At 36.8% G+C, this 611-nt stretch carries 1 pseudogene; it reads left to right on the forward strand.

What is annotated here, in order from left to right:
- Positions 1–48: 48 nt before the first annotated feature.
- Positions 49–168: pseudogene (locus LIZ98_RS17630) on the forward strand (cell wall hydrolase); the annotation flags it as partial.
- Positions 169–611: the final 443 nt, after the last annotated feature.

Below are 611 nucleotides of genomic sequence, written 5' to 3' on the forward strand. Positions count from 1 at the left end.
AGAAGCCCCCACTTCAAGCGACCCGCAAGGGTGGTAAGTGGAGGGTAGTTCACTCCCTATGCCCCATGTCCACCTACGTGGTATAATCAGCCATTTACGGGACAATATAAACAACATTGTTATTACGAACCACAGGCGAATACTTGTGAAGGTGCATATATTTGGTAAAAAAATCCCTACGTTACTGTTTTATCCCTTTCTTATAAGTTAAAAATATATAAATTTCAGTTAAGATGTATTTCCGACATGTATTGGGGAATTTCTAGGCATAAGTATAAGCGTATAGGAAGGCAAGAAATGCTGGAAGGGCTTCAAAAGCCTAGGTTCATCAGTTTAAAGAGTAATTACTTTTTAAACGAATAGATCGCAGCCTATAAAAATCTTGTGGTGAACGACCGCGTCACGAGTCGTCTATTAGGCTCAAACGCTCAAGTTTTCTTTAGAAGTTACACCCCAAAAGGATATAAATAGGCTGACGATCCTTAACTTGCATATTCATATATAATCGAAAATTTTAATTTTAATTTTTATGCCTATCCATTATTCCTTTATTTCTTAAATAGGGGTTGCTGAACAAACAAAAAAACCAAATAGGAGAAGGATTTATGAGC

It is taken from the genome of Caldibacillus sp. 210928-DFI.2.18, from assembly GCF_020554505.1.
Taxonomy (GTDB): domain Bacteria; phylum Bacillota; class Bacilli; order Bacillales; family Caldibacillaceae; genus Caldifermentibacillus; species Caldifermentibacillus hisashii.